Annotated in this window: 29 protein-coding genes and 2 pseudogenes; 22 read left to right on the plus strand and 9 right to left on the minus strand. The window is 35.6% G+C overall.

The features are described 5' to 3' along the window. The first annotated feature begins 9 nt into the window (after positions 1-9). From DN410_RS14395 to DN410_RS14405, 3 genes and pseudogenes are all read left to right on the plus strand, one after another. The gene (locus DN410_RS14395) at positions 10-558 is read left to right on the plus strand and encodes a hypothetical protein (protein ID WP_149177010.1); all 549 of its coding nucleotides are present in this window, start codon (positions 10-12) and stop codon (positions 556-558) included. 176 nt (positions 559-734) lie between these two features. After that, entirely contained in the window at positions 735-881 is a 147-nt protein-coding gene (locus DN410_RS14400) for a BC1881 family protein (RefSeq protein WP_149177011.1), read from the plus strand. Positions 882-1,021: 140 nt separating this feature from the next. Further along, positions 1,022-1,171: pseudogene (locus DN410_RS14405) on the plus strand (sulfite exporter TauE/SafE family protein); the annotation flags it as partial. Positions 1,172-1,486: 315 nt separating this feature from the next. Here DN410_RS14405 and DN410_RS14410 read toward each other — a convergent pair. Continuing rightward, the gene (locus tag DN410_RS14410; RefSeq protein WP_071709670.1) at positions 1,487-1,687 is read right to left on the minus strand and encodes a DUF3903 domain-containing protein; all 201 of its coding nucleotides are present in this window, start codon (positions 1,685-1,687) and stop codon (positions 1,487-1,489) included. A gap of 141 nt (positions 1,688-1,828) precedes the next feature. On the opposite strand from DN410_RS14410, the gene DN410_RS14415 reads away from it, so the two are divergent. Further along, positions 1,829-2,242 (plus strand): NUDIX hydrolase, encoded by a 414-nt coding sequence (locus DN410_RS14415; RefSeq protein WP_149177012.1) that lies wholly within the window; start codon positions 1,829-1,831, stop codon positions 2,240-2,242. A gap of 11 nt (positions 2,243-2,253) precedes the next feature. Here DN410_RS14415 and DN410_RS14420 read toward each other — a convergent pair whose 3' ends face one another. Together DN410_RS14420 and DN410_RS14425 are read right to left on the minus strand one after the other, a co-directional pair. Then, complete coding sequence (locus DN410_RS14420) at positions 2,254-2,931, minus strand: LrgB family protein (protein WP_149177013.1); 678 nt, start codon at positions 2,929-2,931, stop codon at positions 2,254-2,256. Then, a complete protein-coding gene (locus DN410_RS14425) occupies positions 2,928-3,293 on the minus strand; it encodes a CidA/LrgA family holin-like protein (protein ID WP_149177014.1) in 366 nt (121 codons plus the stop codon). Before DN410_RS14425 ends, DN410_RS14420 begins: the two co-directional genes overlap by 4 nt. A gap of 152 nt (positions 3,294-3,445) precedes the next feature. Between DN410_RS14425 and alsR the strand changes: the two genes are divergently transcribed. Next, complete coding sequence (gene alsR, locus DN410_RS14430) at positions 3,446-4,345, plus strand: acetoin biosynthesis transcriptional regulator AlsR (RefSeq protein WP_149177015.1); 900 nt, start codon at positions 3,446-3,448, stop codon at positions 4,343-4,345. An 83-nt stretch (positions 4,346-4,428) separates the two neighbouring features. Here alsR and DN410_RS14435 read toward each other — a convergent pair whose 3' ends face one another. Further along, positions 4,429-5,028: a histidine kinase gene (locus DN410_RS14435; RefSeq protein ID WP_149177016.1), complete on the minus strand. Its 600-nt coding sequence runs from the start codon at positions 5,026-5,028 to the stop codon at positions 4,429-4,431. 175 nt (positions 5,029-5,203) lie between these two features. Between DN410_RS14435 and DN410_RS14440 the strand changes: the two genes are divergently transcribed. The 3 genes from DN410_RS14440 (at position 5,204) to DN410_RS14450 (ending at position 7,718) form a co-directional block, all read left to right on the plus strand. Next, positions 5,204-5,779: an FtsX-like permease family protein gene (locus DN410_RS14440; protein ID WP_149177017.1), complete on the plus strand. Its 576-nt coding sequence runs from the start codon at positions 5,204-5,206 to the stop codon at positions 5,777-5,779. A gap of 90 nt (positions 5,780-5,869) precedes the next feature. After that, the gene (locus tag DN410_RS14445) at positions 5,870-6,781 is read left to right on the plus strand and encodes an ABC transporter ATP-binding protein (RefSeq protein ID WP_149177018.1); all 912 of its coding nucleotides are present in this window, start codon (positions 5,870-5,872) and stop codon (positions 6,779-6,781) included. Continuing rightward, positions 6,774-7,718 carry an ABC transporter permease gene (locus tag DN410_RS14450; protein ID WP_149177019.1) on the plus strand — a complete coding sequence of 315 codons (945 nt, stop codon included), beginning with the start codon at positions 6,774-6,776 and terminating at the stop codon, positions 7,716-7,718. The genes DN410_RS14445 and DN410_RS14450 overlap by 8 nt, the downstream gene beginning before the upstream one ends. Before the next feature lie 37 nt (positions 7,719-7,755). Here DN410_RS14450 and DN410_RS14455 read toward each other — a convergent pair whose 3' ends face one another. Beyond that, a complete protein-coding gene (locus DN410_RS14455) occupies positions 7,756-8,901 on the minus strand; it encodes a M20 peptidase aminoacylase family protein (protein ID WP_149177020.1) in 1,146 nt (381 codons plus the stop codon). A gap of 87 nt (positions 8,902-8,988) precedes the next feature. Then, positions 8,989-9,897, minus strand: coding sequence for an EamA family transporter (locus DN410_RS14460; RefSeq protein ID WP_149177021.1), 909 nt, complete (start codon positions 9,895-9,897; stop codon positions 8,989-8,991). 326 nt (positions 9,898-10,223) lie between these two features. On the opposite strand from DN410_RS14460, the pseudogene DN410_RS28775 reads away from it, so the two are divergent. From DN410_RS28775 to DN410_RS14475, 3 genes and pseudogenes are all read left to right on the plus strand, one after another. After that, a pseudogene (locus DN410_RS28775) lies at positions 10,224-10,367 on the plus strand (peptidase T). Between the two features lie 16 nt (positions 10,368-10,383). After that, complete coding sequence (gene ccdA / locus DN410_RS14470; RefSeq protein ID WP_071711329.1) at positions 10,384-11,091, plus strand: cytochrome c-type biogenesis protein CcdA; 708 nt, start codon at positions 10,384-10,386, stop codon at positions 11,089-11,091. A 90-nt stretch (positions 11,092-11,181) separates the two neighbouring features. Further along, positions 11,182-11,688 (plus strand): CcdC family protein, encoded by a 507-nt coding sequence (locus DN410_RS14475; RefSeq protein WP_001028639.1) that lies wholly within the window; start codon positions 11,182-11,184, stop codon positions 11,686-11,688. Positions 11,689-11,758: 70 nt separating this feature from the next. Here DN410_RS14475 and DN410_RS14480 read toward each other — a convergent pair whose 3' ends face one another. Together DN410_RS14480 and DN410_RS14485 are read right to left on the minus strand one after the other, a co-directional pair. Beyond that, positions 11,759-12,190 (minus strand): DUF2621 domain-containing protein, encoded by a 432-nt coding sequence (locus DN410_RS14480; RefSeq protein WP_071711330.1) that lies wholly within the window; start codon positions 12,188-12,190, stop codon positions 11,759-11,761. A gap of 103 nt (positions 12,191-12,293) precedes the next feature. Beyond that, positions 12,294-12,590 carry a hypothetical protein gene (locus DN410_RS14485; RefSeq protein WP_149177022.1) on the minus strand — a complete coding sequence of 99 codons (297 nt, stop codon included), beginning with the start codon at positions 12,588-12,590 and terminating at the stop codon, positions 12,294-12,296. 244 nt (positions 12,591-12,834) lie between these two features. On the opposite strand from DN410_RS14485, the gene DN410_RS14495 reads away from it, so the two are divergent. Both DN410_RS14495 and DN410_RS14500 read left to right on the plus strand, forming a co-directional pair. Continuing rightward, positions 12,835-13,422, plus strand: coding sequence for an AAA family ATPase (locus DN410_RS14495; RefSeq protein ID WP_179958616.1), 588 nt, complete (start codon positions 12,835-12,837; stop codon positions 13,420-13,422). Continuing rightward, a complete protein-coding gene (locus tag DN410_RS14500) occupies positions 13,419-13,979 on the plus strand; it encodes a DJ-1/PfpI family protein (protein ID WP_149177024.1) in 561 nt (186 codons plus the stop codon). The genes DN410_RS14495 and DN410_RS14500 overlap by 4 nt, the downstream gene beginning before the upstream one ends. Positions 13,980-13,994: 15 nt before the next feature. Here DN410_RS14500 and DN410_RS14505 read toward each other — a convergent pair whose 3' ends face one another. Next, positions 13,995-14,951, minus strand: coding sequence for a class I SAM-dependent methyltransferase (locus DN410_RS14505; RefSeq protein ID WP_149177025.1), 957 nt, complete (start codon positions 14,949-14,951; stop codon positions 13,995-13,997). 195 nt (positions 14,952-15,146) lie between these two features. Between DN410_RS14505 and hutP the strand changes: the two genes are divergently transcribed. From hutP to DN410_RS14550, 9 genes are all read left to right on the plus strand, one after another. Then, positions 15,147-15,587 carry a hut operon transcriptional regulator HutP gene (gene hutP, locus DN410_RS14510; RefSeq protein WP_000926516.1) on the plus strand — a complete coding sequence of 147 codons (441 nt, stop codon included), beginning with the start codon at positions 15,147-15,149 and terminating at the stop codon, positions 15,585-15,587. A gap of 104 nt (positions 15,588-15,691) precedes the next feature. Beyond that, positions 15,692-17,209, plus strand: a complete 1,518-nt coding sequence (gene hutH / locus DN410_RS14515) for a histidine ammonia-lyase (protein ID WP_149177026.1) — start codon at positions 15,692-15,694, stop codon at positions 17,207-17,209. Positions 17,210-17,232: 23 nt separating this feature from the next. Next, positions 17,233-18,891 (plus strand): urocanate hydratase, encoded by a 1,659-nt coding sequence (gene hutU, locus DN410_RS14520; protein WP_065229204.1) that lies wholly within the window; start codon positions 17,233-17,235, stop codon positions 18,889-18,891. A gap of 12 nt (positions 18,892-18,903) precedes the next feature. Next, the gene (hutI, locus tag DN410_RS14525; protein ID WP_098387123.1) at positions 18,904-20,175 is read left to right on the plus strand and encodes an imidazolonepropionase; all 1,272 of its coding nucleotides are present in this window, start codon (positions 18,904-18,906) and stop codon (positions 20,173-20,175) included. Beyond that, positions 20,154-21,125, plus strand: a complete 972-nt coding sequence (gene hutG / locus DN410_RS14530) for a formimidoylglutamase (protein WP_149177027.1) — start codon at positions 20,154-20,156, stop codon at positions 21,123-21,125. The genes hutI and hutG overlap by 22 nt, the downstream gene beginning before the upstream one ends. Before the next feature lie 281 nt (positions 21,126-21,406). Beyond that, a complete protein-coding gene (locus tag DN410_RS14535) occupies positions 21,407-21,868 on the plus strand; it encodes a CarD family transcriptional regulator (protein WP_179958617.1) in 462 nt (153 codons plus the stop codon). A 589-nt stretch (positions 21,869-22,457) separates the two neighbouring features. Further along, the gene (locus DN410_RS14540; protein ID WP_149177029.1) at positions 22,458-23,585 is read left to right on the plus strand and encodes an alkene reductase; all 1,128 of its coding nucleotides are present in this window, start codon (positions 22,458-22,460) and stop codon (positions 23,583-23,585) included. A gap of 67 nt (positions 23,586-23,652) precedes the next feature. Further along, positions 23,653-25,227: an FMN-binding glutamate synthase family protein gene (locus DN410_RS14545; protein WP_149177030.1), complete on the plus strand. Its 1,575-nt coding sequence runs from the start codon at positions 23,653-23,655 to the stop codon at positions 25,225-25,227. Positions 25,228-25,338: 111 nt separating this feature from the next. Continuing rightward, positions 25,339-25,827 (plus strand): CcdC family protein, encoded by a 489-nt coding sequence (locus tag DN410_RS14550; RefSeq protein ID WP_149177031.1) that lies wholly within the window; start codon positions 25,339-25,341, stop codon positions 25,825-25,827. Positions 25,828-25,841 lie beyond the last annotated feature (14 nt).

Raw genomic sequence — 25,841 nt, forward strand, 5'->3', positions numbered from 1 at the left:
CTGAACGCTATATTACATGGCATTTTGTATGTTTATTTTTGTTTGTATATAATAATGTATCTTGCGTTTATTTTCGTTATTGATATGGTTCATATGTCCTTAAGTGTAAAGAGTATTTTTGTAGTAGTCATGCCATTTATTATATTAGTCATGATTCAAAGAGCTATATTATATGTTTCTAAGAATCGTAATAAAGAAAAAGAACCAATGTTAAAAGTAAGGATGGTAGGACTCATTCCATTAATAGTGTGTACTGTACAATTAAGTACGAATGAATACACTTCTAAATTTAATCAAGATCGGTGGTTAAATTATGCGGAGAAACGGGTACATATGGTAGATGACTTATTACAAAAATATAAATTAATAGGAAAATCAAACGAAGAAATTATAAAATTGTTAGGAGCTCCTACTGAAACAAGAAATGGGGAAGTGGGAGCTACCACTTCGTATTATCTTGGAAATGAGCGTGGCTTCATTTCAATAGATAGTGAACGTCTTGTTTTACAATTTGATAATGACGGGAATGTTATAGAATATAAGGTGCAGCGAGATTAATATAGTGAGAGGAAGAAGTTATAAATTGTATAACTTCTTTTTTATTTTTCAATATGCTATAGAAAGGGAATGTGAATTTTGAGGGGAATAAGGAATGAAAGCGGAGGTGATGCATATATATAGATGCATTGGGTTATTTTTTGTAGCACTGTATAAAATGAAAAGGAGGTAAGACGGTGAAAGCAATACCGACTGATGTCCTGAGTAAAGAATTGATGGAACGAGAAGGGGTTATATCTATTACAGTAAAGGAATTTGAAAAGATAGAAGTAGCTGGAGTAGTGGTTGCTGGTCCTGCAGTTATTTTGATCAATCAAGAATAAGTACATATTTTTAATATAGTAAAGTATTGAAAGCATCCGTCGAGGATGCTTTTTATTTGTGTGCAAGAGAGCGTATAGTAGATAATTGTGGTACTGGAGGGAGAGCGTGTGGCAATTATTATAACGATGTTAGTCATGGGGATTTTATATTGTTATTGCAAGTATTAATTGGGACGATGATAGGAGCGTATATCGGGGCGAAGTTTACAAATTATGTACCACGCATGCTTTTGAAGTTTTCAATGATTATGACACGAGTTTTCGCAGGATGTATGTTATTGATGGAATAAAAATAATATAGCAAACTAATATGTTTTACGAATGAATTATGTAAGTAATTCATATTTCCCATATAAAAGGATTTGCTTTAATATAATGAGTGTAAAGTTCGAGTATTCGAAGTACTACTTGAATTATATCCCTATCCCTTTTCTAAAAATGCGAACAAGTTTTGCCCTATTCTATTCAATATTTAATTGCATAGAAATATATTGTTCGATGACCATTATGGAACGTACATAATGGAAAAATCCCGATCCTTAAAGAGGATGCCCCTAATCTTCATGTGAAAATATGATCGGATATGAAAGCTGACCAATTGATGGTCAGCTTTCTTTTTGTTCAAAAATTATTTCTTCTTTAATTTCTGTTTGCAATAATAAAGCTTTTCCGAAACGACGTTTACATTCCGCACGCACTTTTTCAATGGCTAGTAGCTGAGTAGTGGCGGGAACTGTGACGATAGCTTGTCGAGGCTTTCGATTTTCTTCACAAAAGACACATTCCACAACATATTTAGAAATCATATTTTCATCCTTCCGTTTTTAATTTCTAATAAGGGATTGTCTATGAAGTTAATGTGATTTTTCGTCATTAGTTTACTTTTTTCCTCTTTTTTCAAGGAGAAAATGATAAAGAAGGCGAATTTTTGTAGGGGAGGGATGTACATGGAGAGATGGATAGGTGCAGCAGCTATATGTGTAAATGAAAGAAATGAAGTTTTAATGGTATTGCAAGGACAAAAGGGAGAAGAAAAAAGGTGGTCTGTCCCAAGTGGAGGACTTGAAAAAGGAGAAACACTAGAGGAATGTTGTATCCGAGAAGTTTGGGAAGAAACAGGTTACAATGTGGAAGTTGTAAATAAAATATACGAAAAAGAAGGTATTACATACGGAATTCCCGTGTATGTTCACTATTACTTTGTAGAAAAAACAGGCGGTAATATGAACATACAAGATCCTGATGAGTTAATACATGAAATTGCTTGGAAGGGGATACATGAAGTTGAAACATTATCGTTAGCTTTTCCAGAGGATTATGAGTTAATATGCCAATATATAAATAAAAAAGCAAGTAATTAAATACTTGCTTTTTAATGTATCCACGATAAGAAAAGCGGAACGATAACTAAACTAGCTCCTGCTGTTAAAAGCATGGATAAACTGGCAATTGTCCCTTCAACAGGACCGATTTCAAACGCTTTTGATGTACCTGTTCCATTTGCGCTTGTACCTAACATAATGCCTTTTGCGAGCGCAGTTTTAATGCGGCATATACGTATAAGAGATGGACCAAGCAATGCTCCTGTTAACGCAGTTAAAACGACAAACACTGCTGTTAATTGTGACATACCACCAATCATTTCTGAGATTGCCATTGCGATCGGTGTCGTTACAATGTGTGGGGCTAAACTATGTTCTAGTGTTGCATCGATTTGAAAAAAATTCGCTAGTAGTGCTGAAGTAATAACTGATAAAAATGAACCGACAATGACATTAAGTAAGATGGCCATGCCATGTTTTTTTAGTAAATCAAAGTATTTATAGATTGGCCATGCAAAAGCAACTGTTGCAGGTTTTAATAATTCTGTTAGCCATTGACCACCAGATTCATATGTTTCATAAGGTGTATCTAATCCGAGCAATAAAGCAATTAAAATGATGGGACAAACAAGAAGAGGAGAAAGTAAACTCCAATTCCAGCGCTGGTATAATTTTTTTGATATCCAATATGTGAATAGTGTTAATAGTAAACAAAGAAAGCCGATCATTGCACGGATCCTTTCCGCTTAAGTAGCAATTCTGTTAAAAGTCCTGTAACGAGAGTGACACAAAGTGTACTAATCATAATAATCAAAATGAGATCGATTCCATATTGTGATAATGTATCTTTGTAGCGTATGACAGCGACCGCAGAAGGAATGAAAAATAAAATAAGTTCTTTTAATAAAAAATCAGCACCGTCTTGTATCCACTCTTTTTTAACTATGTTAAATTTTAATGAGATTAATAATAAAAAAATCCCGATTATACTTCCTGGAACTGGGAGGTGTGCCTGTTTTGCAATCCATTCACCTGTCCAAGCGAAACAAAATAGTAATAAAATTTGTCCGCTTAACTTCCACCATTTCATACAGTAACCCCCTCTTTCTTTTTTTACATAAAAATTGTAAAAAAGAATTAACAATTTCTACTATACGTTCATTCAAAAAATTTGTCTAATATATAAATTATGTGTTATTAATATATTAGATGTATTAATCGAAAGTGAAAAGGGTGTCCAAAATGGAATTACGGCATTTGCAATATTTTGTTGTAGTGGCAGAAGAGTTGCACTTTGGACGAGCGGCTGCTCGTTTACAAATGACACAACCACCGCTTAGTCAACAAATTCAGCAGTTAGAAAAAGAAATGGGAGTTATGTTATTTTCAAGAACGAAGAGAAAGGTTGAATTAACAGAAGCTGGAGAAATGTTTTTGAAAGAAGTAAAAAAAGCGTTCGAACAAATTGAAAAAGCGGTAGAGATTGCACAAAGTGCCCAAAGGGGAGAAGTGGGCTCACTTTCAATTGGTTTTGTAGGTGCGGCGATATATGATATTTTACCATCTATCGTAAGGGAGTATAGAAAGAAATTTCCGAGGGTGTCTGTTGCATTACATGAATTATCTACTCCAGATCAAGTGCATGCGCTTCATGATAATCGTATTGATATTGGATTTTTGCGTCCACCAATCCCAACACAATTATTAGAATTAGAGCCAATTCAAAAACTATCTTGTACTTTATGTTTACCGAAGGCTCATCCACTTGCAGAGAAAGATGAAATACATATAGAAGATTTACGGGATGAACCGTTTGTATTTATTACGAGACCAGTATGGCCAGCTTTGTATGATACAATTTTATCCCTTTGTAGAGAAGTTGGATTTAGCCCGCGTATTGTGCAAGAAGCAACGGAATATCAAACAGTTATGGGGCTTGTAGCAGCAGGGATTGGAATTACAGTCATACCCGTATCGGCAAATAAATTATATAAGACAGAAGTTGTATATAAAGAGCTATATGATTCGAATTTTGTTGCAGAAATGTCAGTAGCTTACAAAAAAATGAATAACAATCCAGAGCTTTTAGAGTTTTTAAAAATTGCAAGAGAGAAGAAAAGAATAGAAGTAGAAGATGCGTAATAATAGTAACGATTTAATTCAGATGCATAAAAGTACACCTCGTTAAACAATAAAGCGTAAATGCATTAAATTGCATTTACGCTTTATTGTTCTTTTTTTAGCTCGATACTAAATAGATAAACGTGCTCATTTTCTTTTAAGAGTAGGTCAATACCTGTTTTTTCATCAATTGTAGGGGCGCTTACAGTTTCTTTATTTGATTGGATTACAGCAGCTAAAATTGTTTTCTGATTGTATCTTAAACTTTTTGCAGATTGAATTGTAGTAGTTGCAGAACTATTTACGCTTGGTGGTTCATCTTCAGGAACAAGCGTGGAACCACCGTCAATATTAATATACCATTGACCTTTTCCGTGTATATTGTTATTAATTTGGAGATTTGGTGCTATGAAAGAAAGCTTTATTTTCTGTTCTACAAAATAAGATGAAGCTATGTTCGCGATTTCTTTTACTTTTTTACCATTTTGATAATATTCAATTCTAGCTTGAAGTTCATCTTTATTATTTTTGATTGTAACATCATAAAACATTCTATTTCCTTCACCTATAGGAGTCATTTGTAAAATTTCAGATTGCTCTTTTGTTAACTTATGTGGTTTAACAGTGGAACCTTCACTATTTTTTAATGGATTACAACTAGTGAAAAGTACTAAAGAAAGAATAAACAGTAATTTTACACGCATATAACCCCTCCTTTTTACAATCATATTATTAATTTGATTTTTTTTACCATTTTATTTTCTAGGACTAAAGACTTAGAAAAAACTCCGATTGTAGTGCGATGTTAATAATGTCATATTTTTATACACTAGTAGTATAGAATGAGTTTGTTATGAAGTAAGGTAGGGGAAAGAATGTATGTCTTTATGTCGGTTAGTGAGAAAAAATATAAGAACATTTGCTGCCAAAAGGATGAAGCAAGTTATGTGGATTGCTATGAGTACTATGATTTTGTTTTTTATGATATCGCTACAATTTAATGAAGTAGTTGCTGGGGAATTAGGGACTACACTTTTATTTCAAATGTGTTTTTACACGTTGTTTATCGTAGTCATTTTCATATGTATGTTTATTACATATAAAATGACTTATTCTCTTCTGCAAGTGAGGAAGGAAGAAGTTAAATCTTATGTAGCAGAGAATAGGAAGAGAAATGAAGTACTATGTTTATTATGTCAGGAGCAATTATTTATTTATGGAACGGCGTTTGTTTTTGGATTAGTTAATGGGATGTTATTCTTAAAATTATTTACGATTATCTGTATGAAAATAGCAGGAATACAAGGGATAAATAGTGCACCGATTACAATATACGCAATAGTAGTAGTTAGTATAATTATGATCGTTATCCTTCTATTATCGATGGTGCAATGTTTTCGATTTGTTCAAAGTTTACAAGATAAAAATTCGTTTCATTTCAAGGAAAAGGCATGAGAAATCATGCCTTTTTCTATTTTACACATAAAAATAATCATGTTACAGTGTAAAGGCCTGACAAAGAATGGGAAGGAAAGGTTGTATAGAATGACAAATGAACAATCGATTGTAAAGGTTGAGCGGTTAACGAAGCGAATCGGTTCAAAGACACTTGTAGAAAATATTAGTTTCGAAGTTAAAAAAGGTGAAGTAGTTGGTTTGCTCGGACCAAATGGTGCTGGAAAAACGACTTTAATGAGAATGATGGTCGGCATGATTCGTATGACAGAGGGCGAGGTTTGGATTGACGGTCAATCTGTAAAACAGCAATTTGAAAGTACTGCCTCGAAAATTGGAGCAGTAATTGAGGCGCCGGAATTTTATCCGTTTTTGAGCGGCTATGAGAATTTAACATATTTCGGACGCATGAATGGTAACGTGACAGAAGAACGTATCGATGAAGTAGTGAATTTGCTAGGGATGGGACGAGTAATCGATCGCAAAGTAAAAGCATATTCACTCGGCATGAGACAACGTTTAGGAATTGCTCAAGCGCTTATTCATGATCCAGATGTATTGATATTAGATGAACCAACAAATGGATTAGACCCTAGTGGAATACATGAAATGAGAATGTACATAAAGAAAATTGCACATGAACAAGGAAAAGCGGTACTGGTATCTAGTCACTTACTTTCAGAAGTTGAATTAATGTGTGACAGAGTTATCATTATTCAGCACGGAGAATATGTGGCGACGCAAAATATTCAGCATAATCAAAGTGAAGAGATGGAGACAATCCGTATACGTGTAGATGATGCGAATAAAGCGGCAGGAATGTTAGACCAAAATGTTTTAATAGAAGGTAATGATTTACTTATTAATGTAAAAGATGAAGAAATCCCAAATGTTATTCGTACATTGCTTGAGAAAAATGTTCAAGTGTATCGTGTATATGAAGAAAGAAAAACGTTAGAAGAGCAATTTTTAGAATTAACAGGGGGAAAAGATATTGTTTAATTTAGTGTATAACGAACTGTATAAAATATTTAAGCGAAAGCGAACAATCATTCCATTTGCAGTTATTGCAGTATTAATAATCGGATTAGGGTGGGTTACGGTAAAGTATTTAGAGCCGGAAACAAAAGGATGGAAAGCCGATTATACAGAAAGAACTGTAGAAATTGAGAAAAAGCTAGGCATGAAAAAAGAAGCAATTTTAGTGGAACGATCTGGGGATGAGCTGGTCAAGGAATATCAGCTCAAGATGAAGCATTTAGATACAGATACAGCACCGGCAAGCAGTTCGCCGCTTTCTTTCATGAGAGACACAGGTTTTATCGTATTTCCGATATTGCTCCCGTTTATCCTCGTGTATGCAAGTACAATTTTTGCGAATGAATATAGCTGGGGAACATATAAATTTTTAACGATACGACCAGCGAGTCGCTTTAAAATTTTGACAGCTAAATTTTTAGCAATTGTGATATTTGCAGCGTTATTGTTTATATTTAATATGATTTTCTCCACTTTATGTGGACTTGTTATTTATAAATTCCAGCAGCCTGCATGGAGCGAGTTTATTTTCCAAGATGGAAATATTATAAAACAAAATATTTTTGTAGAGGCTAGTAAGTATTATATTTTATCGTGGTTGCCGACGATTGTGTACGCAGCGTTTGCATTTATGATTTCTGTGCTAACAAGATCTAGTGGAGGTGCGATCGGTATTTCACTGTTTCTTGCTTTATCAGGAAATATCGCGTTACTTCCAGCATCTAGATATGAATGGGCAAAATTTTTATTACCGGCAAACACAAATTTATATGGTATTTCAAAGAGCGGAAGTTTTATTGATGGAGTAACATTCCCGTTTGCTTCTTGTATGCTACTACTTTATTTATTCGTATTTTTAGGGATTTCTTATACTGTATTTTTAAAACGAGATTTAACTTAATAGAAAAGCCGTTAAGCACACTCTTAACGGCTTTTCTTTATGTTAATTGTTTAAGCGCTTTTTCGGCTAATAAAGCGAAATATTTTGCGCTAATAGGCAATGCTTGTTCATCGATAGTGAACGAGGGATGGTGCCATTCATGTGTGCCACTTGTTCCCATAAAGACGAATGCTCCTGGTATGTGTTGTTGATAAAAAGAGAAATCTTCGCCAGCCATGGAAGGAGTAGGGGTAATCACGTCTAATGACATTTCCTGTGCAGTTTGCGTACATAAATGAGTAAGACTTTTATCATTATGAACGGCAGGAGGACCGGAATGAAAATGGAATTCTGTTTTTACACCTAGTGCATCAGAAACGCCCTTAATAATACGTTCCATTAAGGTTGGAATTTTTTTGCGTGTTTCAGCTTGGAAAGTGCGAACAGTACCTTCTAATGTCGCTTTTTCAGGGATAACGTTCCACGTATTTCCTGAATGGATGTTTGTAACGCTGACAACTGCATTATGAGATGAACTTATATTTCGGCTTACAATAGTTTGTAGTGCCATAACAATTTGAGAGGATGCGACAATTGGATCTACGCCAGCATCGGGTACAGCTGCGTGTGTACCGACTCCATGGATTTCAATTTCAAATCGATCGACTCCGGCCATTAGTGGGCCATCCTTAATACCAATTGTACCTACTGGCAAATCAGGTTTATTATGCATGCCGAAAATAGCTTGCACATTTTGTAAATGTCCTGCATCAATAACTTTGCAAGCACCATTACTGCTCTCTTCAGCCGGCTGGAATATAAAGCGAACAGTTCCGTTTAGGGAAGATTCTCTTTCTTTTAATAAGAAGGCTGTACCTATAATAGCAGCTGTATGAAAATCATGCCCACAAGCATGCATTTTACCGTGGATTTTTGAAGCGTAGGATAAATTTGTTTCTTCCTGAATAGGAAGGGCATCAATATCAGCGCGAATTGCTATAATTGGGCCGCTAGCATTCCCAGAGATTTCAGCAATAACGCCCGTTTCTAAACTAGAATTGATAATCGTAATGTTTTTTTCTTCTAACCAATTCTTTATAGCTTTCGTTGTTTCGAATTCTTCGTATGATAATTCTGGATTCTTATGTAAATTTCGACGAATAGAAATAAGTTGATCAGTTAACTGCTCTAGATTTGATGCCACTTATAATGCCCTCTTTCTTAAATAAAGTATTTGCTATAAGTATACAACAATAAAAGAGAGGATTCTCAAATGAAAATCCTCTCTCGTTTATGCTGCCACTTTTTTATGTGTATGATGTTTTTGATAACGTCCACGCATTGCATATGCAATTTGCGGGATTGCAATACCAATTAAAATAAGTGATACACCGAACCATTGTGAAGATAATACAGCTTCTTTTAAAACGAATACAGACATGATTGTTGTAACTGGTAGTTCCGCTGCACCAAGAATAGTCGCTAAGCCAGAACCGATTTTTGGAATACCAATTGTAAAGGCGATTGATGGGATAACGATACTAAATATCCCTAGTCCTAATCCGTATTTCCAAAGGCCTTGTGAAATAGCACCGTTAAAAATAAATGTTGGCGGGAATACGAGCATGACTAATGTTAAAGCACCAGCCATTAATAGGACACCACGTGGTAAGGAAGGAACCTCGACTGCCACTTTACCACTTACGAAAATATATGTTGCAAACGTAACAGCAGATAATAAACCTAAAATGATTCCAGTCATATCGAAATCACCTGCTGATTTCTCTAATAAACCACTTGATAAGAATGTACCTATAAGTAAGAAAATAACCGAAATCACTTTTTCTCTTGAAGGTAACGTTTTTGTTGCTACTGCCTCAATGATAATTCCGACCCAAACGAATTGGAATAAAAGAATAATTGCAATAGATGCTGGTACTGTTTTTAATGAAGCGTAATAAAAGATTCCAGTGAAGCTTGCTGATGTTCCTGCAACGAATAAAAGTAACGCTTGTTTTAATGGAACACGGTGTCTAGAAAATAGAAGTGTAATAGTAAGCAAAATAATCCAACCGAACAAATATTGGCTACCAATTACCTCTCCAAGTGAAAAACCTTCTGCATACGCAAGTTTAACAAAAATAGCTAAAATTCCATAACTACACGCTCCTAATAAAACTAATAGAGAATAACGAAGCATGAATAATTCCTCCCATCTATATGAAATAGATCCGTATCAAAAATATATAACTAGAGGGAAGTATACAAAATTAAAAATGAAGGGTCAAATGAAAGAAAAGTGCGACATTTTATAGAATAATAATAAAAGTATGATATTTATGCATAATCTTGAAATTAATAATAATAGAAGTATTGTAAAAACGGCATTGTATTGTATAAAGATAGCATTTTAAAAAAATATTTTTTATTAATATGTTTGTAGACATAATAGCAATGTGCTAATCAGTTGAGAAACTACGTTACCTTTGTTATGTTAATAATAATTAGAGGAGTTTCGTAATCTAAGTGAAATGGTTCTATATAATAGAAGGAAATGAAAACGTTTTTTTAGAAACAGTGTGAAAGGGTAGTTTTTCTTATTGTCACGTTGGAAAAGTGATTTCACGAATTGTTCATAGTATTTTTATTTGTTTTTGCTACAATATGTAAGGAGAGGAGTGGAATAATGCAAGATATTAGTATTTTTTTAGCGTTTGGCGCCGGTTTCTTATCATTTATTTCCCCGTGTTGCTTACCGCTTTATCCGGCATTTTTATCTTACATAACAGGTATGTCGGTTTCTGAGTTGAAAGAAGAAAATGCAATGCTTCGCAAAAGAAGTATGATACATACAGCGTTTTTCTTACTTGGATTTTCAATTATATTTATTGCAATTGGATTTGGTACAAGCTTTATCGGGGGCATTTTTACGGATTATAAAGATTTAATTAGACAGTTAGGTGGTATATTTATCATCGTGTTCGGTTTAATTATTGTTGGTGTATTTAAACCGAAGTTTTTAATGCAAGACCGTAAATTTACATTTAAGAATCGTCCGAGTGGTTATTTTGGATCAGTATTAATTGGATTGGCGTTTGCCGCAGGATGGACTCCTTGTACTGGACCTATTTTAGTATCCGTAATTGGATTAGCAGCAACGAACCCAGAGTCCGCAATGATTTATATGATTGCATACATACTTGGATTCGCTATCCCGTTTTTCGTACTATCATTCTTTATTACGAAAATGTCTTGGATTAAAAGAAATAGTATGAAGTTCATGAAAATTGGAGGATACGTTATGATTGTTATGGGTGTCTTCTTATACTTTAATTGGATGACAAAGATTATTGTATATTTCTCAAGTTTATTTGGTGGTTTTACCGGTTTTTAGTATTATTCTGCGAAAATGTTGGAAATACTAAAGGAAAAGCATATAATGAAAGTATATTTTGCATATAGCCACAAAAAAGGATGAGAAAATATGAACATAGTTGTTTTATCAAGTATCGTTGCCGTTTGTATGGCTGTCGGTGCGATGTTTATTCGCTTAAAAGCAGCTAAGAAACCTGCAACATTGAAAAAAATTATACTCCCACCATTTTTTATGAGTACGGGGGCATTAATGTATGTTTTTCCAGAATTTCGATTAACTCCAGCAGAAATGTTAGAAGCAATTGGTGTTGGTTTGTTTTTCTCTATTTTTCTTATTAAAACATCTAAATTTGAAATTAGAGGACAAGAGATTTATTTGAAGCGTTCAAAAGCATTTGTTTTTATATTAATTGGATTACTTGTAGTGCGGATTGTATTTAAAACATACTTAAGTCAATCTCTTGATTTAGGACAACTTAGTGGCATGTTCTTCTTACTCGCGTTCGCGATGATAGTGTCATGGAGAATTGCGATGTACCGTTCCTTTACGAAATTACAGAAGGAAATGGAAAAAGAAGATGGTTTTTATAATGAAAAAGATATGAAACTAACTTAACAACTGTATATGCATCAAATAAAAAAGACAGCGTCAAAGGCGCTGTCTTTTTATCGAAAATAATATGAAGTTACTTTGCAAGTAAAGATTTATAGTTAGAATAATCAATCTTTTTCTCTTGCAGTTTTTTAACTAAAAATTTATGATCACGCTTCGGTGTTGCAATAATATATCCTTTAATAATTAAGTCTTGTGTAATTTGAGAGGCTTTTTCTTGTAATGCAAGTTCTCCGATTTTACCAGCAATTTTTGATTTGGCAACATCGCGAAATAGTTCTGGAACAGGACTTACGAGCTCTTCTAACAATTGTTTTTGTTCGTCATCCCATAAATGCCTCGTTTTATTTATGTAGTGCTCTTCCCAATCTAAAATGGACATACCATCTTCTTTCGGTAACCGTTTTAGAAATTTTCTGAACATAAAGTATCCACCGATAGACATAAGTCCTAATAAAATAACAGTCCATAGCACAATAAACCAACTGAACCATCCTTCGAGCAAGCGTATCCCCCCTTAATGATTGCGTTTTTCTTTTATTCATATTATAAACAGTGAGATTCATAGAAAGCAAGAACGCTTGGTCATTTTGACCAAGCGTTATCATTTAAACGAAGTATAGTTGTTCAACACATAAATTATTATTATCGTCTTCAATATACTCAATAATAAGTGTGCCAACTTTACGATCTTTATCTTCGGTTGTGAAAATAGAGTAAGAAGTAAAACGTGCTGTTGATAGGCCGCTTATATGTGTAGGTAAAGAAATGTAGTCGTTATCGTGGAAGAATTCCATCAGTTCAATATCCTCAAATTCTTTTCGGTCAACTTGTTTGTTTGTATAGCGGCGTTGAAGTTGTTTTAAAGACTCATTCCAAGAAATTGCTTTTGTGTCGTATACCATTGTTCTATCTCCTTACTGTATGTAATCATTAAGAACATACGTTCTAATCTAGTATACTCTTTTTATTAGAAAAGGGAAAGCAAAAAATAATGTAAGCTTGGATTTCCAAGCTTACATTATTGATGCGTCCGTCATAATCTCTATTTTTATTATAAGTTAGATAAGAATAAGAAACAAGATGATATATATTTTGTTGATAGTTTTCAAAATTCTGTATATTATAAATGTACTAAAGTGCAAGGGGATGAGAGGGATGGCGTATATAATTTCACTCCAAGGACCGATGGCAAGCGGAAAAACGACATTAGCTAAAAGGCTAGAGCGACAGGGGCTTTCGGTTATATATGAAAATCCTTATCCAATTGTAGAAAAGCGAAAACAATTAAAGTTGGATATGAAGTCAAAAGAAGGGTTTATTCTAAATCAAAGAATGTTTATGGAAGCAAAAATAAAGGAGTTTCAAAATGTGAAAGATTCAGTTGTAATTTTTGATCGTGGAGCAGAAGACATTGAGTTTTATACACTTTTTTATCCAACGATTATAGGGGAGGAGTGGGATATAGAAACTGAATTGAAAGATGAATTATATAAATTAAGAGAATGCCGTTCGGATGCGATTTTTTATTTAGATGTTACGAAAAAGAATGTGTATGATAGAAAAAATAATGATAGAACAAGAAACAGAAGTACATTTGAGGAGCAATTTAAATTAGTAGAAACTGAAAAAGACTGGTATAAACAATTTCCGGTAACTTATGTGGACACGAATAAATTAACAGTGGACGATTTAGAGGTATATTTTATGGACTGGTTAAAGGAGAGAGGGCTATGAAAAAAATACTTTTATTCGTATACCCAACATTTGCAGAGTTTGAAATTACAGTAGCAACAGCATTACTGAAAAAGAAATATGAAATTATTACTGCGGGCTTAACAAAAGAATTGATTATAAGTGAAACAGGTTTGCAAGTGCAACCACATATAGAATTAAGTGAAGTGCGTGTAGAGGAATATGAGGGGATACTTATTCCAGGTGGAGAAGAAGTGCATTTGAAAGATGCAGAACTGCTCTTTTCAGTCATTCGTCAATTTCATGAACAAGAAAAATTAGTAGCTGCTATTTGTGCTGGACCGTATGCGCTAGCAAAAGCAGGCTTATTCAAAGGAATCTCGTATACAGTGACTATAGATTATAAAAAATTAGATTGTTTCCCAGTAGAAAATTTTGTGTATGAAGAAGTTGTGAAACATTCAAATATTATTACAGCACAGGGGCATGCATTTGTACCATTTGGAATAGCGATTGCCGCTTATTTTGGAGTAGCGAATGAACATAATACAAATTTTTATGGTGGTAAGGGTAATGTAATGATGGAGAATTTGTTATGAGAAAACGTGAAAAAGCTAGCGAATGCTAGCTTTTTCTTTTTGACATCGATAAATTGCTAATGTTTTTGGGTCACGCCATATACCGTTATGAAGTGACAATTCATTTTCTATTTCTGCTTTTAGCCATTCTTTCATTTCGGCGTGAAGGTATGTATTATCAGGTATATTTAGCGACGGAAACATGCTAGAAATATAGTTTACAATCGGAGTAGCCTGATGAAACATGAGAGCATTATGAATAACTATTTCTTCAACAGTTGGAAAAACAGATTGTAATATCTCTTTACCGTTTTCTAAACAAAATGGAGTGACTGATGATGTTGTTTTCGGTAAATCAAATGCGTCTAACATGCGGTTACACATTTCAACTATACGAGGTAGTGTAACGTTAGAATTTGTTGTAGCTAAAAGTGAGCCACCGGGACAAATTACTTTATGGAATCCTTGAAGTGTTTTTTCGACATTTTTCATGTGATATAACATATGTCTTGCGATAATCCAGTCGTAGCAATTAGCTTCGAAAGGAAGTTTACCAGCGTCACCTAGTCTCCATTCAATTATGCTATTCTTTATTACAGCTTCGGAAAGCATCGTTTTCGATTGATCAAAACCGGTTAGTCTTCCTTTATGCCCGTTAGTTTGTAAGAGGGAAAGAAAATTCCCATTAGCGCACCCAACCTCTAATATTTTTTCGTCTCCTTGAAGTTGTAAATGTTCCATGACAACTTCATCTAAATTCACTTGTTTTTCTTCGTAATGTTTATGCGTATTGATACGTGTTTGTAAATGGTTACTTACGTTGTATTGGCGTTTTACATCATTTATTTTTTCGCATTCCACTTTCGTACAAAATTGCTGAATCGCATATGTTAATACGTCCGTTTTCTTTAAACCTTCGTAATGGAGTGCAGATTCAAACCTTTCAAGTAATTTTTCTTCAATTCGAAAATGAATATCTTTTCGTTTCGTCATTGAAATCTCGCCCCTTTGCATCTGTTAGTGAGACTATAGCATGCCTGAAAAATTTGTGTAAATAATTTGTGTACACAAATGCAGGAGATGAAAAAAATGTTTGAATGTGAGTTTAAACTATTGACGATTTAACCGTTTTCATATATTCTTAAATTAAGAAATATTCAAATAATTAAAAAGAAATGAGAGAGTCACATGCTTCTTCAAGGAACACATCGAATTGGTCGTATGGCCATGCTGTTGGCACTTGCGGATGAGAATGAAAGCCCTGTATTATCTATTCCGAAAGGTTGGAAGTATTGTACGGGGAAAGTGGGTTCGATGAATTCGCAAAAGGTTGTCGCAGCAATGGAAACAGCGGCTAAGAGCAACCAAGTTATTGAAACAGACGTTTACAGAGAAACACATGCACTTTATCACGCAATAATGGAAGCTTTGTACGGAGTGACGAGAGGTCAAATTCAGTTAGCAGACGTTCTTCGTACAGTAGGACTTCGCTTTGCGATTGTGCGCGGTACACCATACGATGGGAAAAAAGAAGGCGAATGGGTTGCTGTTGCATTATATGGAACGATTGGTGCACCTGTAAAAGGATCTGAGCATGAGGCGATTGGTTTAGGAATTAATCACATATGATTTGCCCATAGTCTATTAGTTAGAAGGGGGCCTTACTTTTTTAGGACAGAAGTCTGTCTTAAAAAGATAAGGTCCCCTTTTGCCTTTTTAAGGAGGAAAAAAGAATGATTACGTTAACAGGACATACATTGACAGTTGAAGAAATGAAGAGGTTGTTACTTGAAGGAGAAGGTGTAACAGCTTGTCCAAATAGTATGCAAAAGGTAGCGGAATGCCGCGAAGTAGTTGAGAAAATCGTAGAAGACGGAAAAGTCGTTTACGGTATAACAACTGGATTTGGAAAGTTTAGTGATGTGCTAATTCAAAAAGAAGATGTAAAGGCACTTCAGCATAATTTAATTCAGTCACATGCATGCGGGATTGGTGATCCATTCCCTGAAGAAGTATCACGCGGTATGTTAATTTTACGAGCGAACACGATGCTTAAAGGAGTATCTGGTGTTAGACCGCTCGTTGTAAATATGCTTCTTGAGTTTGTAAATCGTAAAATTCACCCGGTCGTTCCGCAACAAGGTTCACTTGGTGCGAGTGGAGATTTAGCACCTTTATCTCATCTTGCGCTCGTGTTATTAGGCGAAGGTGAAGTGTTCTATAAGGGGAAACGCGTTCATGCGATGGTTGCTCTTACCGAAGAAGGTCTTGAGCCAATTGAACTTGAAGCAAAAGAAGGTCTGGCGTTAATTAATGGTACACAGGCGATGACAGCGCAAGGAGTTCTTTCTTATATAGAAGCAGAAGCAACGGCTTATCAAGCTGAATTAATTGCATCTATGACAATTGAAGGGTTACAAGGCATTATTGATGCATTTGATGAAAATGTTCATAAAGCACGTGGTTATAAAGAGCAGGTGGAAGTAGCGAGCAGAATTCGTGACATCCTTCATGATAGTAAATTAACAACAAAGCAAGGAGAACTACGTGTACAGGATGCATATTCACTTCGTTGTATCCCGCAAGTACACGGTGCTTCTTGGCAAGTTTTAAATTATGTGAAAGAAAAATTAGAAATTGAAATGAATGCCGCGACAGATAATCCACTTATTTTTGATGGCGGGGAAAAAGTAATTTCAGGTGGTAACTTCCACGGTCAACCGATTGCATTTGCGATGGACTTCTTAAAAGTAGGGATGGCAGAACTTGCAAATATTTCAGAGCGTCGTATTGAGCGTTTAGTAAATCCGCAATTAAATGATTTACCGCCATTTTTAAGTCCAGAACCAGGACTTCAGTCTGGTGCAATGATTATGCAATACGCTGCCGCGTCACTTGTTTCTGAAAATAAAACGTTAGCACATCCGGCGAGTGTTGATTCAATTCCATCGTCAGCTAACCAAGAAGATCATGTAAGTATGGGAACAATTGCTTCACGCCATGCACATCAAATTATTCAAAATGTAAGACGTGTTCTTTCTATTGAGATGATTTGTGCGATGCAAGCAGCAGAATATCGCGGTATTGAAAATATGAGTGCAGTGACGAAGAGCTTCTACCACCAAGGTCGTCAGCAAGTGCCATCTATTACAAATGATCGTATATTCTCAACGGATATTGAAAATATTGCACATTGGTTAAAAATGAATTATTCGATAAAAGAAAGATTAGATGTAAACGCAGCACTATAAAATGAGAAAAGGGAGAGATTGAAATGGAAAAAGTACAACAAACAATTCGCGCGCCAAGAGGTACAGAGTTACAAACGAAAGGATGGGTTCAAGAAGCTGCACTTCGTATGTTAATGAACAATTTAGATCCTGAAGTTGCTGAAAAACCAGAAGAGTTAGTTGTATATGGTGGAATTGGCCGTGCAGCTCGTAACTGGGAAAGCTACAATGCGATTGTAGATTCATTAAAAACGTTAGAAAGTGATGAAACGTTACTTGTTCAATCAGGAAAACCAGTTGCCATTTTTAAATCACATGAAGATGCACCACGTGTTCTTTTAGCGAACTCAAACTTAGTACCAAAGTGGGCGAACTGGGATCACTTCCGTGAACTAGAGAAAAAAGGTCTTATGATGTACGGGCAAATGACAGCAGGTAGCTGGATTTATATTGGAACACAAGGGATTTTACAAGGAACGTATGAAACATTTGGTGAAGCGGCTCGTCAACATTTCGATGGTTCATTAAAAGGTACATTAACACTTACTGCTGGTTTAGGTGGTATGGGTGGTGCTCAGCCTCTTGCTGTAACGATGAACGGCGGTGTTGTTATTGCTATTGATGTTGATAAGCGCAGCATCGATCGTCGTATTGAAAAGAGATACTGTGATATGTATACAGAATCGTTAGAAGAAGCATTAACGGTTGCGAACGAGTATAAAGAGAAGAAAGAACCGATTTCAATTGGTTTATTAGGAAATGCGGCAGAAATTTTACCAGAGCTAGTGAAGCGTAATATTACGCCAGATTTAGTTACGGATCAAACATCTGCTCATGACCCATTAAACGGTTATATTCCAGTAGGTTACACGTTAGAAGAAGCAGCAAAACTTCGTGAAGAAGATCCAGAACGTTACGTACAATTATCAAAAGAAAGCATGACAAAACATGTAGAAGCAATGCTTGCTATGCAAGAAAAAGGCGCAATTACATTTGATTACGGAAATAACATTCGCCAAGTTGCTTTCGATGAAGGTTTGAAAAATGCATTCGATTTCCCAGGATTCGTTCCAGCATTTATCCGTCCATTATTCTGCGAAGGAAAAGGACCGTTCCGCTGGGTAGCACTTTCTGGTGATCCAGAAGATATTTATAAAACTGACGAAGTAATTTTACGTGAATTCGCTGACAATGAGCATTTATGTAATTGGATTCGTATGGCACGTCAGCAAGTTGAATTCCAAGGTCTTCCATCACGTATTTGTTGGCTCGGTTATGGTGAACGTGCGAAGTTTGGACGCATCATTAATGAGATGGTGGCTAACGGTGAATTATCAGCACCGATTGTTATCGGCCGTGACCATTTAGATTGCGGATCAGTAGCATCTCCAAACCGTGAAACAGAAGCGATGAAAGATGGCAGTGATGCAGTAGCTGACTGGCCAATTTTAAACGCATTAATTAATAGTGTAAACGGTGCGAGCTGGGTGTCTGTTCACCACGGTGGCGGCGTTGGTATGGGTTATTCACTTCACGCTGGAATGGTTATCGTTGCAGATGGAACAGAAGCGGCAGCAAAACGTATTGAGCGCGTATTAACTTCTGACCCTGGTATGGGTGTTGTTCGTCACGTGGATGCAGGATATGACTTAGCTGTGGAAACTGCGAAAGAAAAAGGCGTTAACATTCCAATGATGAAATAAGGAGGAGAAAACATGCTGGACACTTTACTAATAAATATCGGTCAATTACTAACAATGGATCAAGAAGATGGCTTGTTAAGACGGGAAGCGATGAACACGCTTCCTGTTATCGAAAACGGTGCGGTTGGAATTGAAAACGGCGTAATTACTTTCGTTGGAACAGCGGAAGAAGCGAAAGGATTACAAGCGAAAGAAGTTATTGATTGCGGCGGGAAAATGGTTTCTCCTGGTCTTGTTGATCCACATACTCATCTTGTGTTTGGTGGATCTCGTGAAAATGAAATTGCACTAAAATTACAAGGAGTTCCGTACTTAGAAATTTTGGAACAAGGTGGAGGTATTCTTTCAACTGTAAATGCAACGAAACAGGCGTCGAAAGAAGAACTTGTTCAAAAAGCGAAATTCCATTTAGACCGTATGCTATCTTTCGGAGTTACAACTGTAGAAGCGAAGAGTGGTTACGGATTAGATGATGAAACAGAGTGGAAGCAATTAGAGGCAACTGCACAATTACAAAAAGAGCATGCAATCGATTTAGTTTCCACATTTTTAGGTGCTCATGCAGTTCCGAAAGAGTATAAAGGTAGATCAAAAGAATTTTTACAATGGATGTTAGACCTACTGCCAGAAATGAAAGAGAAGCAATTAGCTGAATTCGTTGATATTTTCTGCGAAACAGGTGTGTTCTCTGTCGAAGAGTCAAAAGAGTTTTTATTAAAAGCGAAAGAGCTTGGCTTTGATGTGAAAATTCATGCAGATGAAATTGACCCTCTTGGTGGTGCGGAAGCAGCGGCTGAAATCGGTGCAGCATCAGCGGACCATTTAGTTGGCGCTTCGGATAAAGGAATTGAAATGCTTGCAAACTCGAATACAGTAGCCACTTTATTACCAGGAACAACTTTCTATTTAAATAAAGAAAGCTTTGCTCGTGGGCGTAAAATGATCGACGAAGGTGTTGCAGTTGCGTTAGCTACAGACTTTAACCCAGGTAGCTGTCCAACTGAAAACATCCAGCTTATTATGAGCATTGCAATGCTCAAACTGAAGATGACACCAGAAGAAGTTTGGAATGCAGTAACAGTTAACTCTTCTTACGCAATTAATCGTGGTGATGTAGCTGGGAAAATTAGAGTGGGTCGCAAGGCAGATTTAGTTTTATGGGATGCTTACAATTATGCTTACGTACCGTATCATTACGGCGTAAGTCATGTAAATACAGTATGGAAGAATGGTAATATCGCATATACAAGAGGTGAACAATCGTGGAGCACGGCCACTATTTAAAGAAAAATGCCAAGTTTATCGATCGTGAAGTGACGAAATGGAGTGAGATGATTAAAGATTGGGAAGAAGGCGTGGAAATATTCGGTGCTGCTTTAATTGGAGCACCCCTTTCTAAACCATCTATTAGTCATTCAGGGGCAAGTTTTGCGCCAAAAACAATTCGTGCGATGTTAGATGCATATAGCACGTACGCAATTACAGAAGAACATGATATGAAAGAAAGCGTCTTGTATGATTGCGGTGATATTACGATGCATGTGACTGATATAAAAGAAAGTCATAAACGAATTGCGAAAACAGTTGGTCATGTAACGAAAGTAAATCCGAACATGATACCAATCGTTCTTGGTGGGGATCACTCGATTAGTTTTCCGAGTATAACGGGTTTTGCAAATAGTAAAGGAAAGGTCGGTATTATTCAATTTGATGCTCATCATGATTTACGTAATTTAGATGATGGTGGTCCATCAAATGGTACACCGTTCCGTAGTTTACTAGAAAATGATGTCATTACAGGCACACAACTCATTCAAATCGGAATTCGTAATTTTTCAAATGCACGAGCATACCATGAATATGCAAAAGAACATGGCGTGACAGTGTACACAATGAAAGATGTACGAGAGCGAGAAATAAAAGATATTATTACGGAAAGTATTGAAGTATTAAGAAAGCAAGGCTTGACCTCCATTTACATTTCTCTTGATATGGACGTACTAGATCAAGCATTTGCACCAGGTTGTCCAGCAATTGGCCCTGGGGGAATGGATAGCGCAACTTTACTGGATGCGATTGAATTCCTTGGCAAAGAACCTCTCGTTCAAGGGATGGATATAGTAGAGATTGATCCAACTCTTGATTTTAGGGATATGACGAGTAGAGTAGCAGCGCAAGTCATTATGAGTTTTCTTTTGGCGAGGGAGACAGTCCGTAAGCAGGTTAGTATATAGGCGTGAAATTAATAGGGAATGTTTACTGATTCCATATAAAAAACACATTACTACTCATATGTAGTAATGTGTTTTTATGTAAAAAGAGAAGGTGAAATTAGAATGTATATATGTGTGGGAAAATTAATAAGATTGCGGGTTTTTAGTGATATTTTACGAATTCATTTTCTTAGTTTGAAAGGATTGACATGAAAAATAATTTTATGATAAAATAAAAATTTTGCTAAAAAACTAAATATATGTTAAGCTTGAGAAGGTTACCATATATGGAGGTGGATTATTTGTTTCAAATTGGCGATAACATTGTTTATCCAATGCAGGGAGCAGGTATTATTAAAGCCATAGAAGAGAAGGAAATCTCAGGAGAAAAACAGCAGTATTATGTTATAAAAATGTCGGCTAGTAATATGGAACTAATGATTCCAGCAGGGAGAATATTGAATTCAAATATACGACCAGTTACGGATATAACCGCATTAGCGCACATAATGGATATTTTTCAACATGGGGAATCAGATAGATTACTTACGTGGAAACAAAGATATAAATTGAACACTGATAAAATAAAGACGGGTAAAATACAAGAAGGTGCTGAAGTTGTGCGTGATTTAATGCGTATACAGAAAGAAAAAGCACTTAATGCAAGCGAAAAGAAGATGTTAGATAATGCACACGAATTTTTGATTAGTGAACTGGGATTAATTGAAGGTATCACAGAAAATCAGATAAAAAGCTTTTGTTAAGATTTATTACAAATAATGTATTATATCCCAAAAAAGATCTTGAATTTTTTGGGAACATAATCATAGAAAATTTATCATTTCAAAGACATTCAACTCTTTCAAACCACTTTTAGAGCATTAACCTCTATTGTTATTACTACAATCAAATCCATTTTTATTTTTTAATTTCATTTATGAATGTTCGAAGTTTAATTGAATACTTCGACAAAATAGTTACTTGATTTTTGCAATCCTGATTCACACTGGCACGGACGAGGAGCCGTAAGGATGAAAGAGAGGTAGGGCTTTCATTGTTTTAGGTATATAAGTTATTATTTTTAGGAGAATATTGAACCATTCCCGTTTCTATTGATAAGGGATTTTTTATATGTGAAGAGATTATAATTTTTTATATAAAAGAGATAAACAAATTGACAGCCATATATGGTAAACAAAAAAGGTTTCCTTAATAGGAAACCTTTTTTGTTTATTTAAATTATTCTGTTTTTAGATATTCGAATGTTTTGTTGTTAAAGCGTATAAATTGACGTTACTATCTAAAAGTAAGTATGATGCGATTGTAGTAAGAATTTTTTTAGGGGGAAGAAACATGACAAATTCGAACAAGAAAGCGGCAAGTATTTATGAAGGAACAAATGTAAACGCTTGGGGATCTTTTGAAAATATTGAAGAAACGAAGTTGTTTAATCCGATTCAAATTGGATCGTGGTCACTTCGTGATCGTATAGTAATGGCGCCGATGACGAGATGTTTTGCGGATAATGAGACTGGAGCAGTGGGTGCTGATGTAGTGGAGTACTATAGAAAACGTGCTGCTGACGGAGTTGGATTAATTATTACAGAAGGAATTGTCATTAGTCCGAGAGCGAAAGGGAATCCAGGAGTACCAGGAATTTATACACAAGAACAAATCAATTCTTGGAAACCTGTTACAGAGGCAGTACATAAAGAAGGCGGGACGATTATTGCTCAAATATGGCATGTTGGACGTATGAGTCATCACGAAATAATTGGTGGGCAAATGCCGCAAGCACCGTCTGCAATCGCTGCAGAAGGGAATGTTCCACGTTTCCGTAAACCATTTGATACACCGGAAGCAATGACGTTAGAAGAAATACAAGAAGTTATCAGCCAATACGCACAAGCTGCGAAAAATGCGATCGAAGCTGGGTTTGATGGGGTAGAAATTCACGGTGCACACGGATATTTAATTGATCAATTTACTTATGAGTTTGCAAATAAGCGTACTGATAAATATGGCGGTGACTTAAAGCAAAGGTTAACGTTTATGAAAGAAGTAACTGAGGCTGTAATAGAAGCAGTTGGAGCTGATAAAACACTTCTTCGTTTCTCTGCTTTTAAAGGTGATAATCCTACTTATATGTGGGAAAACCCTGAGATGGCAATTGAAACATTCGTAAATATGTTTAAAGAAGTTGGATTAACGATGATTCACCCTTCAACGATGAATTATACGCAAGTGATTGCTGACGGAAAGAATTTTCATCAATTAGTAAGAAAATATTGGGATGGTGCGATTGTTGGGGTTGGTAATTTGAATCCGAAAGAGGCAGAAGAAGCATTGCAAGAAGGAACAATTGACGTAGCTGCATTCGGAAGACCGTTAATTGCTAATCCAGATTTTGTTCATCGAATTAAACATGCTGAAAGTTTGGTTGAATATGACGCGAAAGAGCATCTTGCTACATTAATTTGAATAAAGATAAAAGGAGAACACATGGAGTGTTCTCCTTTTATTATGGAATTTCATAGGGGGAAGCGAGATGAGTGAAACGCTACTCGTTATTATTAGTATATTACTATTTTTAATGTTGCTTTTAATCGTCTTTTTTATTATCACATTTTTTATAAAAAAACGGACGCATCATTCTATTTTAAAACTACACCCATACTTAGGAAGAATGCGTTACTTACTCGAAAAGATAGGACCAGAATTCCGGCAATATTGGTTTGATCACGATACAGATGGAAAACCTTTTTCACGTTACGACTTTCAAAGTGTTATGTTTTTAGCGAAGTATCGTTCTGAAATACTTGGTTTTGGGTCGAAACGAGATTTTGAAGCATCTGGTTATTATATTGCTAATACGTTGTTTCCGGTATTAACAGAAGAATTAAGTGTGAATGTAACGCAAGAACATGAAGGGAAAAAGTATGTGATTCATAAAGAAGGGTTATTTTCACGGAGAGAAAAATTGACAGCGGATACAACAAATCTTTGGCTGTATGAAGAAGAAGATGCAATTATCGTCGGCGAAAATCGTAAATATCCATGGAAACTGTATGGCATGTTTGGAGCATCAGCAACTTCTTACGGTGCGATAGGCGAAAATTATATTTTAGCGAGCGGCTTTGGAGCGAAAATGGCAGGCGGGTCGTGGATTAATACTGGCGAAGGGGGCGTTATTCCAGAACATTTACATACAGGTGCGAATATCGTTGCACAAATTGGTCCAGGGTTATTTGGATACCGTGATGAGGACGGGAATTTTTCAATGGAGAAATTTATGGAGAAAGTGAAAGAAAGTAATATTAAAGCATTTGAATTGAAATTTGGGCAAGGTGCTAAAATACGAGGTGGTCATTTAGATGGGCAAAAAGTAAATGAGAAAATTGCTTCTGTTCGGAATGTACGAGTAGGAGAGACGATTAACTCTCCAAATCGATTTTCATTTTTGAAAAATGCAGCAGATACACTTTATTTTATTCAGCGTTTGCAAGAAACTGGCGGTAAACCAATCGGTATGAAAATTGTAATTGGACAGCAGGAGTCGTTGGAAGATTTATTTAAAACGATGAAAGAGTTAAATATCTATCCAGATTTTATTACAATTGACGGTTCAGAAGGTGGATCAGGAGCAACATATAAATCGATGGCAGATAGTATGGGGATGCCGCTTATTCCAGCGTTACTGACATGTATTGATACAGCAAATTATTATGATGTTCGGGACAAATTTAAAGTGTTTGCCTCGGGGAAATTAATTACACCAGATAAAGTGGCAATTGCTTTAGCGATTGGTGCAGATGCTGTAAATTCGGCACGTGGTTTTATGATGGCAAGTGGCTGTATAATGGCGCTTCAATGTAATTCCGGACAATGTCCATCTGGAGTTGCCACGACGAATCCGCACTATCAAAAAGCGCTAGATCCGTATGAGAAGAAATGGCGCGTAATGAATTATGTTGTTAGTATGAGATATAGTTTGTTCTCACTTGCAGCGGCAGCGGGAGTAAAGAGTCCACGTCATTTAACGAGAGAGCATATTGTGTTTAAAGATGAGGTGGGACGGGTGGTGCCTCTTTCGGAATTGTTTCCTATAATAAATCAAACCTAAAAATATATTTTATATGTAAAATTTTTGAAGGAATAATCATATTCTTTAGAAAATAGTAAGAGTATAATGGGAAAGGGTTTTAAAAATGACTATTTTTAGGGAGAGATTCATTTGGATCAAGGTTCGTACAGTATTACAATTTTTTTACTTGTCATAGGGCTCGTTATATTTGGACGTATGCGTTCTATGAATCGACCAATTAAAAATAAAGGAAGACGACTATTATTTCCGTTATTCTTTTTATTACCAGGTTTTTCTTTATATGCGGCACCGATACAACTTGCTGATTGGCAAATTGGGGTAGCTGCTGGGACTGGACTGTTATTATCAATTCCACTTATTATTTTAACTGGATATGAAGTGAGAGAAGATGGTCAAATTTATGCAAAAAAAAGTATTGCTTTTATTGCTACATTTTTAATTATTGTCCTTTTACGTGCTTATTTTAGAAGACATTTACAAGGCTTAGATCCAAAGTCAATCGGCATTCTTTTCTACACCCTTGCGGTTTGTTATATAGTACCTTGGCGTATTGGCTGCTATATAAAATTTCGTAAAGTATATGTAGAGAAAGAGAAAATTACGATGCCAATAAGCTAAAAGTCATATATTTG

It is taken from the genome of Bacillus sp. SH5-2 (assembly GCF_008368905.1).
In the GTDB taxonomy this organism is placed as follows: Bacteria; Bacillota; Bacilli; order Bacillales; family Bacillaceae_G; genus Bacillus_A; species Bacillus_A luti.

What these genes read in the sequence shown, in the direction of transcription:
- DN410_RS14545 (WP_149177030.1), top strand. Translation starts at nt 23,653, where the DNA reads ATGAGTGAAACGCTACTCGTTATTATTAGTATATTACTATTTTTAATG.
- DN410_RS14435 (WP_149177016.1), bottom strand. Translation starts at nt 5,028, where the DNA reads ATGCGTGTAAAATTACTGTTTATTCTTTCTTTAGTACTTTTCACTAGT.
- alsR (WP_149177015.1), top strand. Translation starts at nt 3,446, where the DNA reads ATGGAATTACGGCATTTGCAATATTTTGTTGTAGTGGCAGAAGAGTTG.
- DN410_RS14505 (WP_149177025.1), bottom strand. Translation starts at nt 14,951, where the DNA reads ATGACGAAACGAAAAGATATTCATTTTCGAATTGAAGAAAAATTACTT.
- DN410_RS14410 (WP_071709670.1), bottom strand. Translation starts at nt 1,687, where the DNA reads ATGATTTCTAAATATGTTGTGGAATGTGTCTTTTGTGAAGAAAATCGA.
- DN410_RS14475 (WP_001028639.1), top strand. Translation starts at nt 11,182, where the DNA reads ATGAACATAGTTGTTTTATCAAGTATCGTTGCCGTTTGTATGGCTGTC.
- DN410_RS14440 (WP_149177017.1), top strand. Translation starts at nt 5,204, where the DNA reads ATGTCTTTATGTCGGTTAGTGAGAAAAAATATAAGAACATTTGCTGCC.
- ccdA (WP_071711329.1), top strand. Translation starts at nt 10,384, where the DNA reads ATGCAAGATATTAGTATTTTTTTAGCGTTTGGCGCCGGTTTCTTATCA.
- DN410_RS14485 (WP_149177022.1), bottom strand. Translation starts at nt 12,590, where the DNA reads ATGGTATACGACACAAAAGCAATTTCTTGGAATGAGTCTTTAAAACAA.
- hutP (WP_000926516.1), top strand. Translation starts at nt 15,147, where the DNA reads ATGCTTCTTCAAGGAACACATCGAATTGGTCGTATGGCCATGCTGTTG.
- DN410_RS14415 (WP_149177012.1), top strand. Translation starts at nt 1,829, where the DNA reads ATGGAGAGATGGATAGGTGCAGCAGCTATATGTGTAAATGAAAGAAAT.
- hutU (WP_065229204.1), top strand. Translation starts at nt 17,233, where the DNA reads ATGGAAAAAGTACAACAAACAATTCGCGCGCCAAGAGGTACAGAGTTA.
- DN410_RS14420 (WP_149177013.1), bottom strand. Translation starts at nt 2,931, where the DNA reads ATGATCGGCTTTCTTTGTTTACTATTAACACTATTCACATATTGGATA.
- DN410_RS14495 (WP_179958616.1), top strand. Translation starts at nt 12,835, where the DNA reads ATGAGAGGGATGGCGTATATAATTTCACTCCAAGGACCGATGGCAAGC.
- hutI (WP_098387123.1), top strand. Translation starts at nt 18,904, where the DNA reads ATGCTGGACACTTTACTAATAAATATCGGTCAATTACTAACAATGGAT.
- DN410_RS14500 (WP_149177024.1), top strand. Translation starts at nt 13,419, where the DNA reads ATGAAAAAAATACTTTTATTCGTATACCCAACATTTGCAGAGTTTGAA.
- DN410_RS14460 (WP_149177021.1), bottom strand. Translation starts at nt 9,897, where the DNA reads ATGCTTCGTTATTCTCTATTAGTTTTATTAGGAGCGTGTAGTTATGGA.
- DN410_RS14425 (WP_149177014.1), bottom strand. Translation starts at nt 3,293, where the DNA reads ATGAAATGGTGGAAGTTAAGCGGACAAATTTTATTACTATTTTGTTTC.
- DN410_RS14445 (WP_149177018.1), top strand. Translation starts at nt 5,870, where the DNA reads ATGACAAATGAACAATCGATTGTAAAGGTTGAGCGGTTAACGAAGCGA.
- DN410_RS14540 (WP_149177029.1), top strand. Translation starts at nt 22,458, where the DNA reads ATGACAAATTCGAACAAGAAAGCGGCAAGTATTTATGAAGGAACAAAT.
- hutH (WP_149177026.1), top strand. Translation starts at nt 15,692, where the DNA reads ATGATTACGTTAACAGGACATACATTGACAGTTGAAGAAATGAAGAGG.